Genomic DNA, 16,068 nt, shown 5'->3' with positions numbered 1-16,068 from the left:
TATGGATAGATAAATCAACAACATTGTTTTGGTTGTAAGGAGTGCAAGTGTTAGCACAGTTACACAAAGTAGAGCAAAATTTAAATCGCGTTATTCTAGGTAAACCTAAGCAAATTCGCCTTGCCTTATGCTGTTTATTAGCTGAAGGCCACTTATTATTAGAAGACTTGCCCGGCATGGGTAAAACCACCCTCGCCCATGCTTTAGCTAATAGTTTTGGTTTAAGTTATCGGCGTGTCCAGTTTACAAGTGACTTATTACCTGCCGATCTTACTGGCATTAACATTTATGATGCACGGTCACATGAATTTAAATTTCAGGCTGGCCCTGTCTTTAGCCAAGTATTACTCGCCGATGAAATTAACCGAGCTAGCCCTAAAACTCAAAGCGCCTTACTTGAAGCGATGGAAGAAAAGCAAGTCTCTATCGATGGTGAAACACGAGCCTTACCTAAGCCATTTTTTGTTATAGCAACCCAAAATCCTTTGTTTCATACTGGAACATCAGCACTGCCTGAGTCACAATTAGATCGCTTTATGTTTCGATTATCTTTAGGTTTTCCTGATCATGCGTCAGAGCATCAGTTATTAAAGCAAGAAAACACTTCACCATTAAATTTATTAACTGAGCAACTTAGTGTTGAACAAGTAAGATTATTACAACAGCAAGTCAATGCTGTCAGTGCAGCGGACCCATTAATAGACTATTTATTAGCTTTAGTTACAACAAGCCGTCAGCGCTCAGATTTACATCCTTTATCACCAAGAGCATCTAAAGCCATTTTGCGTGCGGCAAAAGCTTTTGCTTTTATCAATGAACGCAGCTTTGTCAGTGCAGATGATATACAGCAAGTGTTTCCTTATATTGCCGAGCATAGACTTAACCCTAGCTCAGATGCTCGCGAACTCGTACTTAGCCAGCAGTTATTACAACAAACACCATGTTTAATCTAAAAGCTAAATTATACTCATATTACTGGTCTTGGCTAAGCCGTTGGTTAGATAAACGACAGCCTAGCGCAGAGCGCGTGAGTTTAAAACAGCGATATATTTTTATTTTACCAACTGCATATGGTTTTTGGTTTGCTTTACTTTGCCTGTTACTTTATTTATTAGGTACAAACTATCAAAATAATTTAATTTTGTTAGTTTGTTATTTTTTATTAAGCCTTTTTTTAATCAGTATTGTTTTATCATTTCGCAATCTTAATGGTTTAACTCTTAGCTGTAGTGACAATAATGAAGGTTTTGTTCAGCAAGACTTAGTTATTGCTATTCACTGCCACACTAAGATCCCGCGTTATATGCTGCAATTTCAGTTTATGACAATGGCAGAGCAACTGAAAAAAGATTGCATAGATCCGGAAGATTCTGTGTTAACTATGACTACAGCAGCTATAGCTCGTGGCCAATTTTCCTTGCCAAGGCTAAAAATAAGTAGCCATTACCCTTTTGGTTTATGGCGCAGTTGGAGTTACATTGCTTTAGCCCAACAATACTGGGTGTATCCTAAGCCTATTAAAGCAACTAGCATTCCTGATGGCCACACGAATAATGCACAGCAGCCACTCGAAACAGAAATTAGCCAGAACCTGCGTCAATATCAAACCGGCGATAGCTTAAACCAAATATTATGGAAACGTTTAGCCAAAGATAGCAGCAAACCTATAGTCAGGTTACGTCAGCCTGTTCAACAGCATGATCCTAAATGGGTAACAATTCCCGACTTAACTGGTGCAGCACTGGAGCATGCCTTAAGCCTTGCCTGTGAACAATTAATTGCCTTAGAAGCCAATGGTCAATTATACGGCTTAACGTCTCCCGCTATTAATTACCCTCCGTCTGCAGGGTCACAACATTTACAGCGTTGTTTACAACATTTGGCGTTATTTAGATGTTAGGTTCATTGTCATTTAAATCCAAGCAAGCCCTAGGCTTTAGTCTATTATTGTTCTTGCTAACACTGATCCTCAGTAGCGCCTTACCTTTATGGTTTATGCTTGTTATTAGTTTAGGTTTAGGCTGTTATTTGTACCAAAATAGTACGGCCAAATTTCAAGTAAGCTTATTACAGGCCAATATAGCAGCAGCATTAATACTTATTGGCCTGTTAGCGAATGCGCGCAATGCTGGCGCATTAAACTTAATGCTGCAAATATTATTACTTGCAGCAAGTTGTCGTTTATTTGTGCTTAAAAAGCCAACAGAGCAACAACAACTCGTTTGGGTACAATATTTTTTAATAGCTAGCTGCTTTATTTTGCATCAGTCCATGCTGATGACTTTTTTGATCTTTGGTTTAATCATCATCAATTTATATCTGCACTATCATTTATTTGCACCAGCCAAAGCTAAGATCCAACAAAGAGCTTTATTACATAGCCTGATAATTATTATCCCTATATGGTTAGGTAGCTTTATCTTGTTTCCAAGACTAGCCCCTTTTTGGCAAATCCCTAATGCCAATATGGCCACTACAGGCTTAAGTGATAGCTTAGATCCAGGTAGTATCGAGCAACTCGTTCAAAATGACAGCCTTGCATTTAGAGTTGAATTTGACCAACAGCGACCAAGCCAAGATAAGTTGTATTGGCGAGCTAAGCTTTATGAACACTTCGATGGTCGCAGTTGGCACATTGATGAAAAAACAGCGCAAATACAACCTCTAGCGAAACAGCCATTGCTAGCCAACTTAGCCGAGCAAAGCTCAAGTATAACGTACCGCATTTTTGCTGAGCCTAGTCAGCAACAAAGCGTTTTTGCGCTAGCAAGCCCAATCCAAAGCCAAGGGCCAGTGCAAATTTTATCAACTGGATTAGTTGAAGCAGACAATATCGTTAGCCAGCGATTACGCTATCAGTTAACGAGTATTGATAACCCCATAACACTATTATCAGCAGCAGAGCGCAACAGAAATCTTGTTATCACGAATGAAAACCAGCAAAGTCACGCTTTTGCTAAACAGTTATATAAACAAAACCCAAGTCCGGTGGCTTTTGTTAAAGCATTAGAAAAACACTTTAATCAACAAGCCTACTTTTATAGCTTAACGCCGCCTAAATTAGGCCCCAATAGTATTGATCAATTTTTATTTGCTAGCCAAACCGGTTTTTGTAGCCATTATGCATCAGCAAGTGCTTTCTTATTACGTAGTGTAGGTATAGCAGCCCGGGTTGTTGGCGGCTATCAAGGGGGAAATTGGTACTCTGAGCAAAATTACCTACAAGTTACTCAACGAGAAGCACACGCTTGGGTTGAGTATTTAGATGGTAATCACTGGTATCGCTTTGATCCTACCGCTGCCGTAGCACCTGAACGAATACTAGAAGATTTAAACGCTGCTCTTTCTGACGATCAGCAACGCTTATTATTATCAGGCTGGCAGCAGCTAAGCTGGTTAAACGATATGCGCCAGCAATTTAGACATATTGATTATTATTGGACAGTTTGGGTGCTAGGCTTTGATAGTGAGCAGCAAATGGAAATTTGGCAAAGTTTAAAACGCTATATTTGGCATATCTTAATTAGTATCGTCTTACTTGGCATTACTATTATTGTGCTTATTTTTACTTTATGGCAAAAAAAGCAGCGCCAATCTTATGCTGAAGCAACTCAGTTAATACACCAACAATTGCCAATGTTATGGCAAAGTAAAGCTAGCTCAACTTCAATTAGTTGTTATTTAGAGCAACTCTGTGTAGAACAACCGCAACATACTGAATTAATAAGCCCTGTTATTAAATTATATAACAAGGCTTTATATCAACAAGATAAAGCGGCACTTTTAGCGTTAGGTCAATATTTGCGCCGCAATAAAAAGCAATTACGCCGTTTCTTTACTATGGTCCAAAATACGTAAAGCCGCTTGAATATGCTCAGCACAATGAATACCTAATTCAGTTAAATAACCACCATCCGGTTGATCAATTAGGCCTTTTTCAAATAAACGTTGCGCTGCTCGTTGAGCTTCAGCGCCAGCATTTTGGTGTACCTTCAAACCTTCCATTGCGCTGTCTAAATTATAAAGTGTAAGAATACGAATTTCTGCTGTTAAATCAGGTGTTATTGACATAATGCTCATCCCCGTTTAGTTAGAATCTTCACCATAGTCTGCATTAAAGACAAAGAAAAGCTTTACTGAGCTTTTTAGCGAAATAAAATCATTATGTGTATAAGGCATTAAACTACCTATTAGTGCTAGCCAATATAAAAAGCCCAGTCATCATTATAATAACTGGGCTTTTGTTAATTATATATAAGGTTTAAAGAGGTTTTACTTCGCTGGCTATGCCTGTTTTTGGCAATGTTGCCTTTAACGGCGTTATCGGCTGTTGGAATAACTTTTTATTTAAGTAGTCTAATGCCGCTTGTAGCTGAGCATCTTCACCTTGATAAGTAGCATAAGGCATATTATTCACCTCAATATCAGGACTAACACCATAGCCTTCTATGATCCAGCTGCCATCCATGGAATACTGAGCTGTTTCAGCAACTCGCGCCATACCGTTATCACTTAAACTATTACGACCAGTTAACCAAACCCCAGCTCCTGATGTACGCTTACCAACTAATGGACCTAAACCTAGGGTTTTAACACCGGCAGAGAAGGTTTCGCCATCTGAGTAAGTAAGCTGATCGGTTAACACAACTAAATGGCCACGGAACGTTTGTTGCATATTGGTATAAGCCCCACCTTGAGTAGGCTGCCAAAATGCCCAGGCTTTACGTAATAACTTCTCGATAATCCAGCTATCGATATTGCCACCACGGTTACGTCTTACATCAATCACTAAGCCTTTTTTGTCATAGTTTGCATAAAACTCGCGAGCAAAATTTGCTATGTCATTGGGACCCATCGCATACAAATGTAAATAACCAAATTCATTATTGCTTTGTTTAACAACCTTTTGCTGGTTATGCCAAACCCAATCTTGATAACGCAGATGCGTATCATAATCTGTTGGCATGACAACCGTTTGCCAAGATTTTTTACCACGTTTTACATTGAGTAAAACTTGTTTGCCCGCTTGGTTGCGCAGTTGTTTTACTAAATCAGCTTCATTTTTTATTTCTAAGCCATTTACCGCAGTGATAATATCACCTTCACTAATATTAACACCCGGCTTAGCTAAAGGAGAAAGCATGGTTAACACTTCAGGATCAGAGTGGTAAATATGTTCAACCTTAAGTCCAGCTTTATCCGATACAAATTGTGCGCCTAAATTCGCCATTTTCGGCTTTATAGCCGGCTTGCGGTATTCTCCACCGCGCACTTGTGAATGCAAGGCATTAAGTTCACCCATCATTTGACCAAATACATCGTCTAACTCGTATCGGTCACTAACTCGATCAACCAAAGGTTGATATTTAGTTTTACTTGCTTCCCAATCAAGCCCACGCATTCCTTTATCAAACAAGAAATCACGATGCATACGCCAAGCATCTAAAAACATTTGTTGCCATTCATCTTTTGGTGTTAAAGCTAACTGCCAACTGTTTATATTTAAATGGTTATTTTTAAGATCTGTAGGCAGTTTTGCACCTGCGTCAACAACCAACATATCGGCATGACCACCTTGGGTTGGCTTTCGCAAAAATAACGTCTTACCATCTGCTGATAATTGGTAATCTGCAACCTTATCTGCATAAGTAGACACTTTTGCTCCAGCACGGCTTAGTTCAACTTGTTTTAAACTATTATCACGCCCTGCACTTTCTAGCATATATAATCTAGAATCATTTAAAGCTAACTTATAATAGTTCCCCGCACTAATAGGCACTTGCCATAGTCGCTGTGTAATCCCGTCCCAGTCAACTAACTGGCTTTTTTTACCTTTCTTGCTTTCTAGTGCAGCTTCATCATTACAACTTTCTATTTCTTGCTCAGGTCTGAACGCGAAGCAAGCTTGTTGCTTTAAACTCACAGCAAAAACTTCATTACGTTTGTCGAACATAGGGCCCATATTTCGATCGCCCCAAGGATGTCCTGGTGTCGCTGAAAACCTACGTTGTGAAACAAAATATAGCCATAGACCATCTGGGCTTAGGGTGGGTGAAAATGAGTTATATTTATCAGACGTTATTAGTTGCGATTTCTTATCTGCTAAACTATATAAACCAACACGAGAACGATCAGCATCCGCCGGATTAAAAGTGAAAGTTAATAGTTGGCTATCAGCTGACCACACCAGATCAGAGTAACCATGTAAACCTATACCGCCTTCATAAATTTTAGTGTTTTTATTGTTATTAACATCTAATAGCCATAAATCACCGGCTTTATCATCATGAGCAATATAACGACCATCAGGCGATAATGACAACTGCCAACGATGTCCGCTGCCATTTTTAGTTAGTTGACTATGATTTTTACTACCATCCGCAGCAAAACGCCAAACCTCGTTTTCACCACTGGCGTCATTAATGGCGTAAACCCATTTGCCATCTTTACTTAATATAGCTTCACGAGATCGGCTATTAGTAGGTGTGTCAACCTGAATTAAGCGACGTTTACCCGTTGCACTAATCACTATTTGGCCGCGAGCAGTAATAACCACAGATTGGCTATCTTTAGCTTGGCTTTGAAATTGCGCACTGGTTAAATAGTTTAGCGGTTTATCTACCCAACGCTCTCGTTGTTGAACTGCATCGGAAGCTAATTTAATAGTCACTGGCTGACTGCTGTTATCACTCAGGTCAAGTAAATGAAGATCAGCGCCTAACTGGTAGACAATTTTGCCTTCAGATAAACTGGCTCTTCCTATACGCCAGTCTTTATGAAAGCTATGCTGGCGAAACTCTGTTCCTTGGGCATCTACTGACCATATATTGCTATTACCATCGGCATCACTAACAAAGTAAACCCGATTATCATAATACATTGGCTGACTAATATTGCCTTCGTGGTTTTTACTTAACAGTACAGCCTCTTGTTGCGAGCCCATTTTCCAGCGCCATAATTCACCCATGGCACCACCGCGGTACACTTTTGTATTATCGCCATACAAAGAGACACCAAAGCGAGTAAAAAACAGCTGATTATTTTTTTCATCTACACTACCTGCTGAAGCATCAGCAAGTGGAATGTTTTCTTGCGTTAAAGTATTAGGATCGATTGTTTTTAATACCCAATAGTGAGTTGGGCCAATAGCATTATCGGTGCTATATAAGATTCGACCGTCGCTTAACCATTGCTGGATGCGAACATTGCTGTTTTCAAAACTTAGACGTTTCGCACTGCCGCCGGCTAAAGGCATAATATAAATTTCATTGGCGCCTTCGTAATTAGCAACAAAAGCAACCTGCTTACCATCAGGAGAAATGATTGATTGGGTTTCTTCGGCTAAATGGCTCGTCACGCGACGGGCATCTGCTTTATCGGTACTGGCCTGCCATAAATCACCCTCGGCAGTAAAAATAATTTGGTTGTTATGTAAAGTCGGAGAGCGGTAATAGCCTTCAGACGCTTGTGTTGTCCCCATAAGACAAGCTAATAAGGCTGAACTTAGTAAAGAATATCGCAATTTCATAATCGCCTCTTTTATATTTATTGTAGTAATGCTGTTTTAAGTTACCAGAATCGGCAAAATTGGCCAATAAAAAGAGATAAATAGCGCAATTAACTTGCTAATAAGTAAATTAAGAAACGTTAACTGCTTATTTAATACCCATTGCAATACTTACCGATATAAAACAGTAAAGGTTTGGCAAAGAATTTAATTTAGTTAAAGCTATTGCAGTAACAAAATTGCCATTCAATACAATTAGAGCCACTAAAATGGCGATCTATCGGGTATAATGGCGGTTTAACTAGCTTATTGATTGTTTTTAATCAATATTTTAATTAGGAAATTAATTATGTCTACTTTACCAGCCTGCCCGAAATGCGGATCTGAATATACCTATGAAGATGGTGCTTTATTAATTTGCCCAGAATGCGCCCATGAATGGTCAGCTGATGCAGCTGAGTCCACAAGTGATTCTAAGGTTATCCGCGATTCTGCAGGTAACGAATTACAAGATGGCGATACTGTAACTGTAATTAAAGATTTAAAAGTTAAAGGCTCATCATCTGTAGTTAAAATTGGTACTAAAGTGAAAAATATACGTTTAGTCGATGCTGATCATGATATCGATTGTAAAATTGATGGCTTTGGTCAAATGAGCTTAAAGTCGGAGTTTGTTCGTAAGGTTCAAGAATAATAAGGCTGGATAAGTTAAAAGTTTGCCTTAGCCATTACTTAGCAAGGCAAACCTTTATGTTTATAACTAACTTAAATAACCCGTTTTAAATTAAACGGTGTTTTTTAACGCTGCGATCCGCTTTTCTAATGGTGGATGGCTTAAAAATAGCTCAGATTTTTTACCACCACTGGCAATACCAAAAGCCATCATGCTGCCTTCTAAGTGACTTTCAGAGTTATGCTTTAGCCGCTCTAATGCTGCAATCATCTTTTGCGGCCCTTCTAACCTAGCAGCGCCAGCATCAGCTCGGTACTCACGTTGACGAGAAAACCACATAACAATAATACTCGCGGCAATACCAAACACCATCTCTAATGCAAATACCGTAGCGTAATAAGCAAAGCCACCGCCTTGGTTATTGTTGTTACCATTATTATTGAGCATACCGGCAATTAAGCGAGCGAAGAAAATAACAAAGGTATTCACCACACCTTGGATCAGGGTTAAGGTTACCATGTCGCCATTCGCCACGTGTGAAATTTCATGGGCTAAAACGGCTTCTACCTCATCTTGTCTCATGCTGCGTAATAAACCAGTACTCACTGCCACTAAGGCATTATTTCGGTTCATCCCCGTGGCAAAGGCATTCATCTCTGGAGAGTCATAAATTGCCACTTCAGGCATACCAATATTGGCCGCTTTAGCCTGACGCGAAACTGTATTAATTAACCATTGCTCGGTGGCATTACGAGGCTGCTCTATCACCACAGCACCCGTTGAGCGCTTGGCCATCCACTTTGAAATAGCCAATGAAATAAAAGAGCCACCAAAGCCAAATATCGCGGCAAAAACTAATAAACCACTAATACTACTGCGATCAACTCCTAACACGCTAAAGACCACATTAAGCACAATACTTAATACAGCAATAACAGCTAAGTTAGTGAGTAAAAATAAAAAGATTCTTTTCACGTTTATTACCTTATAACGTTAAAACTAAGACTAAGGCTAATATGAGGGCGACCAAGGCAATTTCAAATGCTGTGCAACTAAGTTAATAAATAAAATAACGCAATTACATTAAAGCCAATACCGATTGAGCTAACTTCACGGCTTGGTTGGTTTTATCTGCACGAGTACTAGCCGATGCAGAATACCAAGGCAGTACGGCTAAGCAAGGGTAAGCAATTCGTTGTTGTAAATCATCGACATTTTGGCCAAGTAACTGCATATCAGGATCAACACAATTTGCCACCCAGCCAATAATATGACAACCACTGCGTTCAATTTCTCTTATTGTTAACATGGCATGGTTTAAACAGCCTAATTTCATGCCAATAACAAGAATAACTGGCAGCTTATGCTCCACTACCCAGTCAGATAAATAACGCTGTTTATTCAGAGGTAATAGCCAGCCACCTGCGCCTTCAATAACACAAAGATCAACCTCTTGCTGTTGCCAGCTTTGTAAGGCTTGGTTTAAGTCAGTTTCGTTTATCTGTTGGCCCGTTAATTGTGCAGCTAAATGCGGCGCGACAGGTTGTTGTAACAGGATTGGATTATACCAAGCATAAGGGTGTTTATTAGCCAAGTTTGCTTCAGTCACATTCGGTAACGCGTAACTAGAGTGTTGTCTTAATAAAACCGCGTCACTATTTTGGCCCTGCGCATTCGCGCCAGCAGCAATGGGCTTTACCCCTATCGCTGTGTGCTTTAATTGCTTAATGCCTTGAAGTAATAAGCTGCTAACAAAGGTTTTGCCCGCATCGGTATCTGTTGCGGTAATAAATACCGATTTACATGCTGTCTTATTCATTACTTGTCTTCGTCATTAAGTTGGCCTTGGATAAAAAGCACCTGATAACTGGCTTTTAATCCTTCGCTAGTACGATGCTGTTCATACGCTTGACTAAGCTGCTGCCAATACTGTTTACCAGTTAGGCCTAACCGTTTTTTGCCTTGTACTTGGTTGGCTCCTAGTGACTTAAGCTCTCGCGCTAGGCTTAACACATCGGGATAATAAAGCGGATAACTTTGCTGCTTAAACTGCCAGTCTATTCCTGAAATCGCCTGACAAAGCTGTATAAGCTGCTCTGCGGGCATAAAGTTATTAACGTGATTATTGTTATCAAGCGTAGCAAAAGCACTGCGTAATTCGGCCAAAGAGCCGTCAACGAGCGTGGTAATAACAAATTGCCCTTTGGCCTTTAACACCCGCTTTATTTGCCCTAATACGCTAGCAGGATCTTTACACCATTGCAGCATTAAGCTGGAGAAAAGCTTATCTACGCTGGCACTTTGTAATGGCAATGTTGCTGCATCTGCTTGAATATAAGCTTTAGCTAACCCAAGTTCAGCCGCTTTTGCTAGCATATCGGGGCTTAAATCTACCGCGCTAAACTGCTGACAATAGTCACTTAATTTAGGGTGCAACCAGCCAGGGCCGCAACCCAGATCGACTAAATGGCCTTGGCTTGTTTTTGCTAAAAGCGCCAATGCATCTAAAGCCACTTTTTGCTGTAATCGTGCAGCACCAATATAGCTATCTCTAGCTTTACCAAAAGACTGGGCTATGCGCTTAAGCGCAGGCTCAGCAGCACAGGTTACAGCAGAGTCTTTAAAAATGGGCTGATTAATAAGGTTAGGCAAGGCGGTCATAATGCTGTCTTAATAAGGTAGTTAATTGATATATATCCGCGGTTTTATGCTGACAACTAAGCGTAACGCGTAACCTAGCACTTCCTTTAGCCACGGTTGGCGGCCTAATAGCACTTAGCCAGATTTGCTCTTGCTTTAGCGTTTCACTTAATTGTACAGCCTGTTGGGCATCGCCGATTACTAGCGCTTGAATAGCCGTGTCAGATGGTAATAGTGGTAAGTCTGACGCTAACTGCCGAAATAACCGGATGTTTTGCTGCAGCTTATCTCGCCGCCACTGTTCAGTTCGGCATAAATTCACGCTAGCCAATACAGCGGCACAAAGCGCGGGAGATAAGGCGGTACTATAAACATAATGACGTGCAAACTGCTCTAAATAATCTATAACCGTTTTGCTAGCACCAATAAAGGCCCCGCCTACCCCTATGGCCTTACCAAAATTAGCCATAGTGCAAAATAAAGCTGAAGGCGCCACCCCTTGCGCGGCCGCACTGCCACGACCTTGATCACCTAATACGCCTAAACCATGAGCGTCGTCGAGTAGTAAGCCCGCATTATAATCCTGACAAAGTTGTACCATTGCCGCTAAATCTGGCGTATCACCATCCATACTAAACACACCTTCGGTGACTACCATAGTATTTTGCTGATCACTGTTATAACGCTGCAATAGCTTAGTTAAGGCTGCAAGATCATTATGACCAAAACGCTTAAAGCTTGCCTCACTGTGTATTGCGCCATCAATTAATGAGGCATGGCTTAATCTATCTAATAGCAATAGATCATCTTTGTCTGTTAGTGTCATTAACATTGCTTGATTAGCAGCAAAGCCAGATGAAAATAACAAGGTGCGTTCAAAGCCTAACCAGTCACATAAGCTATCATTCAACTGCTGATGAATACTATGTTGACCCGTAATTAGCGGCGAGCCGGTACTGCCAGCGCCATATTGCAAAGCACCCTCGGCATAAGCTTGCAATACTTTAGGATCATTGGCTAAGCCTAAGTAATCATTGCCAGAAAAGTTTAAATAATCTTTACTGGCAACAGTCAGCATACGGCCCTGATAGCGTGCTAAGGTGACAGGCGTTCGCTTAAGTTGTAAAGCCTCTCGCTGTAATAACGCCTGCTGTAATTGTTCTAGTTTTATCTTCACTTATAACAATTACCCATAACAATGACCCGGTGCAGTCTCTAACATAGGCTTTAGCCACATCTTATTTCGCCGCGTGATATAAAGGCGCAGTATGCTGCTCTTTAATGGCATCTGCTAAGGCTAGCGAATGTGCCTCATCAGAGACATCATGGCGACGCTCAGGATTAATGCCTAACTTTTTAAATAATTGCATATCGGCATCAGATTCTGGGTTATCTGTTGTCAGTAACTTATCGCCATAAAAAATAGAGTTAGCGCCGGCTAAAAAGCATAAAGCCTGCATCTGTTCATTCATACCAGAGCGACCAGCAGATAAACGAACATGGCTTTGCGGTAACATAATACGGGCAACGGCTATAGTACGAATAAACTCAAAATCATCTAAGTCTTCAACATTTTCAAGCGGTGTACCTGCTACTTTAACTAACATATTAATAGGCACACTTTGCGGGTGCTCAGGTAAATTAGCCAATTGCATTAATAACGCCGAGCGATCATTGGCTGTTTCGCCCATGCCTAAAATACCGCCACAACATACTTTCATGCCGGCATTACGCACATGCGTCAAGGTGTCTAATCTATCTTGATAAGTGCGAGTAGTAATTATTTCACCATAAAACTCAGGCGAAGTATCTAAGTTATGGTTGTAATAATCTAAGCCTGCTTCTGCTAAGGTACCGGCTTGTTCGTCGGTTAACATACCTAAGGTCATACAGGTTTCTAAACCTAAGGCTTTAACACCGCGAACCATTTCAATAATATAGGGCATATCGCGTTGTTTAGGGTTAGTCCAAGCTGCCCCCATGCAAAAACGGCTTGCACCTTGGTCTTTAGCAGCTTGTGCCTGTTGCAGCACTTTTTCAACTTCAATTAAACGCTCGCGCTCTAAGCCAGTATTATAGTGGCCACTTTGCGGACAATATTTACAGTCTTCTGCACATGCACCCGTTTTAATTGATAACAAAGTGCTTATTTGCACTTCATTGGCATTAAAATGTTGCCGATGAACGTTTTGGGCTTGAAATAATAAATCGTTAAATGGCAAAGCATAAAGTGCATTAACTTGCTCAAGTGTCCAGTCATGGCGCACGGTAGCTGTCATAAAAATCCCTATTAAGATTGAGGTTATGATTATTTTTCGCTAGTCTAGCGCCCGTCGCCCCGTTGTCAATCTAACAAGCAAGCAAAACTTTACTACAGGTTAATAAATGAGCATAAATCTAGCATTTGATCGTGAACACATCTGGCATCCCTACACTTCTATGATAGATCCACTTCCTGTTTATCCTGTGGTTGCCGCTAACGGCTGCGAGCTTGAACTTGAAAATGGCCAAAAATTAGTTGATGGCACGGCGTCTTGGTGGTCTGCCGTGCATGGTTATAACCACCCTGCACTCAATGCTGCCGTTACAGAACAACTTAGCAAAATGGCTCATGTTATGTTTGGCGGTATTACTCATCCTAGTGCGGTTAACCTTTGTCAGCGCCTCTTAGCCATGGTGCCAACTAATTTAACTAAGGTGTTTTTAGCCGACAGCGGCTCTATTGCTGTTGAAGTAGCAATAAAAATGGCCTTGCAATATTGGCAAGGTAAAGGCAACAAAAGTAAACAAAAGCTCATTAGCCTGCGCAAGGGCTACCATGGCGATACCTTTGCCGCCATGGCCGTTTGTGATCCTGTAGATGGTATGCATGGCATGTTTAACGATGTGCTCGCCCAACATTACTTTTTACCCGCACCTGAGTCTGCCTTTGGTGCCAGTTTTGATAGCAAAGCCATGCAGCCGTTGCAGCAATTACTACAACAAGAGCACCAGCAAATAGCCGCCTTAATTTTAGAACCTATAGTTCAAGGTTATGGTGGCATGCGTTTTTATCATCCTGAATACCTAAAAGCAGCCAGAGCTTTATGTGATCAATACCAGGTTTTGTTAATTTGCGATGAAATTGCCACCGGCTTTGGCCGCACCGGTAAGTTGTTTGCTTGCGAACATAGCCAAATTCAGCCCGATATTATGTGTGTAGGTAAAGCCCTAAGTGGCGGCTATATAACCCTTGCAGCCACTTTATGCAGTGATGAAGTGGCAGATGGCATTAGCTTAAGTGATGCAAAAGGCTTAATGCATGGCCCTACTTTTATGGCTAACCCATTAGCTTGCGCGGTTGCTAGCGCGAGCTTAGATATTATTGCCACAGGTCAATGGCAACAGCAGGTAGCAGCCATAGAGCAGCAACTTAAGGCTGAATTAGCCCAATGCAAACAAGGCCCAGGAGTAAAAGAGGTAAGAGTACTCGGAGCTATAGGCGTTATCGAAATGGTTAACAAGGTAGATGTTGCCAAACTGCAACAACGCTTTGTTGAATTAGGGGTGTGGATCCGGCCTTTTAATAACTTAATTTATGTTATGCCCTCTTTTATTATTAGTTCAGCCCAGTTAAGTCAATTAACCGCAGCTATGGCTGCTGTGGTTTTAGAATAAGCTTCTTTGGTTCTAGCTTGGAATTATTGTCTATTGATATAGAGTAAAAAGCCAAGACTGGTTACTAACAACAAAATGATATTAATATGAAGATGGTCGCTGCGGCGTTTTAAACGAAACCAATTAAGCACTAGGCTAACGCTACTTAAAAGCACGCAGCACCATAATAACCATTCTAGCCAAGCGGTAAGTGTCGGCCGCCAATAGGTTCTAATATCAATATGCCAATATCGCACTAAACCTGAGTCCATTTCAGGACTGGCATAATGAGTAATAATTAAACACACCATAAACACCAGCCAACCCACAATGGCTAGCCATGTAAAAAGCCGATGCACTAGATCCGGCCCTTGCCGGCGCTCTGGTTGTTTATTGTCTAGCGTATGCAGTTTCAAATTTGCTATCCTTTTCAACTTTTACTTGTGTTCAGCGTATGGCTAAGTATCATTACATCTTTCCTTTTATTAGCTAAGTTTACACCTTTTGGAGTTTGTTGCATGACCCACGCCGTGATTAAAGATGTTTTAGCAGGCCGCTATGCCGCAGGTGAGCAAATCACCGTTAAAGGCTGGATCCGCACACGCCGCGATTCTAAAGCGGGCATTTCTTTTTTAGCCATTCACGATGGTAGCTGTTTTGATGCAGTGCAAGCCGTTGTCCCTGCTGAATTACCTAATTATAACGAAGAAGTTAAACATTTAACGTCTGGATGCTCTGTAATTGTGAGTGGCGTTATTGCAGAGTCTGAAGGCCAAGGTCAAGCCTTTGAAGTTCAAGCTAATAATGTAGAAGTTGTGGGCTGGGTAGAAAACCCTGAAACCTACCCTATGGCGCCTAAGCGGCATAGTATGGAATATTTACGTGAATTTGCTCATTTACGGCCACGGACTAATATTACCGGTGCTGTTACTCGCGTTCGTCATTGCTTAGCACAAGCGGTGCATCGCTTTTTTCATGAGCAAGGCTACTACTGGATCAGCACACCTATTATTACCGGCTCAGATGCAGAAGGTGCAGGTGAAATGTTCCGTGTTAGTACGTTAGATATGGAAAACCTACCTCGTACAGACAAAGGCGCAGTAGATTACAGTGAAGACTTCTTTGGTAAAGAAACCTTTTTAACGGTATCAGGCCAACTTAACGGTGAAACCTATGCCTGTGCCATGTCAAAAATCTATACCTTTGGCCCAACTTTCCGTGCTGAAAACTCTAATACCAGCCGTCACTTAGCTGAGTTTTGGATGATAGAGCCAGAAATTGCCTTTGCTGAATTAAAAGATATCGCGCAATTAGCAGAAGATATGTTGAAGTATGTGTGTAAAGCAGTATTAACCGAGCGTGCTGATGATATGGCCTTTTTTGCTGAGCGCATCGATAAAACAGCCATTAGCCGTTTACAGCAATTAGTTGACTCAGAATTTGTTCGCATGGACTACACCGACGCCATTGAAATCTTGAAAAACTGTGGCAAGAAATTTACCTATCCAGTGGAATGGGGGGTAGATTTACAATCTGAGCATGAGCGTTATTTAGCTGAAGAGCATGTTGGCGCGCCAATTATCATGCAAAACTACCCTAAAGACATTAAAGC

14 protein-coding genes are annotated in these 16,068 nt (G+C 41.1%); 6 read left to right on the top strand and 8 right to left on the bottom strand.

From position 1 onward, the window contains the following. The first annotated feature begins 47 nt into the window (after positions 1-47). From ACRCA4_RS13605 to ACRCA4_RS13595, 3 genes are read left to right on the top strand one after another with little or no spacing between them, the layout of a single operon-like run. Positions 48-953, top strand: a complete 906-nt coding sequence (locus ACRCA4_RS13605) for an AAA family ATPase (RefSeq protein ID WP_433189683.1) — start codon at positions 48-50, stop codon at positions 951-953. Next, the gene (locus tag ACRCA4_RS13600) at positions 941-1,900 is read left to right on the top strand and encodes a DUF58 domain-containing protein (protein ID WP_433189680.1); all 960 of its coding nucleotides are present in this window, start codon (positions 941-943) and stop codon (positions 1,898-1,900) included. Before ACRCA4_RS13605 ends, ACRCA4_RS13600 begins: the two co-directional genes overlap by 13 nt. After that, positions 1,894-3,858 carry a transglutaminaseTgpA domain-containing protein gene (locus ACRCA4_RS13595; protein WP_433189677.1) on the top strand — a complete coding sequence of 655 codons (1,965 nt, stop codon included), beginning with the start codon at positions 1,894-1,896 and terminating at the stop codon, positions 3,856-3,858. The genes ACRCA4_RS13600 and ACRCA4_RS13595 overlap by 7 nt, the downstream gene beginning before the upstream one ends. Here the strand turns inward: ACRCA4_RS13595 and ACRCA4_RS13590 are convergent. Continuing rightward, positions 3,823-4,071 (bottom strand): TIGR02647 family protein, encoded by a 249-nt coding sequence (locus ACRCA4_RS13590; RefSeq protein WP_433189674.1) that lies wholly within the window; start codon positions 4,069-4,071, stop codon positions 3,823-3,825. The two genes, ACRCA4_RS13595 and ACRCA4_RS13590, sit on opposite strands and share 36 nt — an antisense overlap. Positions 4,072-4,261: 190 nt before the next feature. After that, entirely contained in the window at positions 4,262-7,528 is a 3,267-nt protein-coding gene (locus tag ACRCA4_RS13585; protein ID WP_433189671.1) for a S41 family peptidase, read from the bottom strand. 328 nt (positions 7,529-7,856) lie between these two features. On the opposite strand from ACRCA4_RS13585, the gene ACRCA4_RS13580 reads away from it, so the two are divergent. Further along, positions 7,857-8,201 carry a zinc ribbon domain-containing protein YjdM gene (locus ACRCA4_RS13580; RefSeq protein WP_433189668.1) on the top strand — a complete coding sequence of 115 codons (345 nt, stop codon included), beginning with the start codon at positions 7,857-7,859 and terminating at the stop codon, positions 8,199-8,201. 90 nt (positions 8,202-8,291) lie between these two features. Here the strand turns inward: ACRCA4_RS13580 and htpX are convergent, their stop codons facing one another. From htpX to bioB, 5 genes are all read right to left on the bottom strand, one after another. Next, a complete protein-coding gene (htpX, locus tag ACRCA4_RS13575; RefSeq protein WP_433189665.1) occupies positions 8,292-9,155 on the bottom strand; it encodes a protease HtpX in 864 nt (287 codons plus the stop codon). Positions 9,156-9,258: 103 nt separating this feature from the next. Beyond that, the gene (bioD, locus tag ACRCA4_RS13570) at positions 9,259-9,999 is read right to left on the bottom strand and encodes a dethiobiotin synthase (RefSeq protein ID WP_433189663.1); all 741 of its coding nucleotides are present in this window, start codon (positions 9,997-9,999) and stop codon (positions 9,259-9,261) included. Next, positions 9,999-10,841: a malonyl-ACP O-methyltransferase BioC gene (bioC, locus tag ACRCA4_RS13565; RefSeq protein ID WP_433189660.1), complete on the bottom strand. Its 843-nt coding sequence runs from the start codon at positions 10,839-10,841 to the stop codon at positions 9,999-10,001. Before bioC ends, bioD begins: the two co-directional genes overlap by 1 nt. Further along, on the bottom strand, positions 10,825-11,997 hold the full coding sequence (locus ACRCA4_RS13560) for an aminotransferase class I/II-fold pyridoxal phosphate-dependent enzyme (RefSeq protein WP_433189657.1): 1,173 nt from the start codon (positions 11,995-11,997) through the stop codon (positions 10,825-10,827). The genes bioC and ACRCA4_RS13560 overlap by 17 nt, the downstream gene beginning before the upstream one ends. A 61-nt stretch (positions 11,998-12,058) precedes the next feature. Continuing rightward, positions 12,059-13,099: a biotin synthase BioB gene (gene bioB, locus ACRCA4_RS13555; protein ID WP_433189654.1), complete on the bottom strand. Its 1,041-nt coding sequence runs from the start codon at positions 13,097-13,099 to the stop codon at positions 12,059-12,061. Between the two features lie 106 nt (positions 13,100-13,205). On the opposite strand from bioB, the gene bioA reads away from it, so the two are divergent. After that, a complete protein-coding gene (bioA, locus tag ACRCA4_RS13550) occupies positions 13,206-14,477 on the top strand; it encodes an adenosylmethionine--8-amino-7-oxononanoate transaminase (protein ID WP_433189651.1) in 1,272 nt (423 codons plus the stop codon). 23 nt (positions 14,478-14,500) lie between these two features. On the opposite strand, the gene ACRCA4_RS13545 is transcribed toward bioA, so the two are convergent. Then, positions 14,501-14,872: a hypothetical protein gene (locus ACRCA4_RS13545; protein WP_433189648.1), complete on the bottom strand. Its 372-nt coding sequence runs from the start codon at positions 14,870-14,872 to the stop codon at positions 14,501-14,503. A 102-nt stretch (positions 14,873-14,974) separates the two neighbouring features. Here ACRCA4_RS13545 and asnS point away from each other — a divergent pair. Then, on the top strand, positions 14,975-16,068 hold a 1,094-nt coding region (gene asnS / locus ACRCA4_RS13540; protein WP_433189645.1), incomplete at its 3' end, for an asparagine--tRNA ligase.

Origin of the sequence: Rheinheimera sp. WS51 (assembly GCF_050936095.1) — a bacterium.
Lineage (GTDB): Bacteria > Pseudomonadota > Gammaproteobacteria > Enterobacterales > Alteromonadaceae > Alishewanella.
The sequence above is the reverse complement of the archived record's forward strand: the minus strand, read 5'-3'. Positions and strand labels throughout refer to the sequence as shown.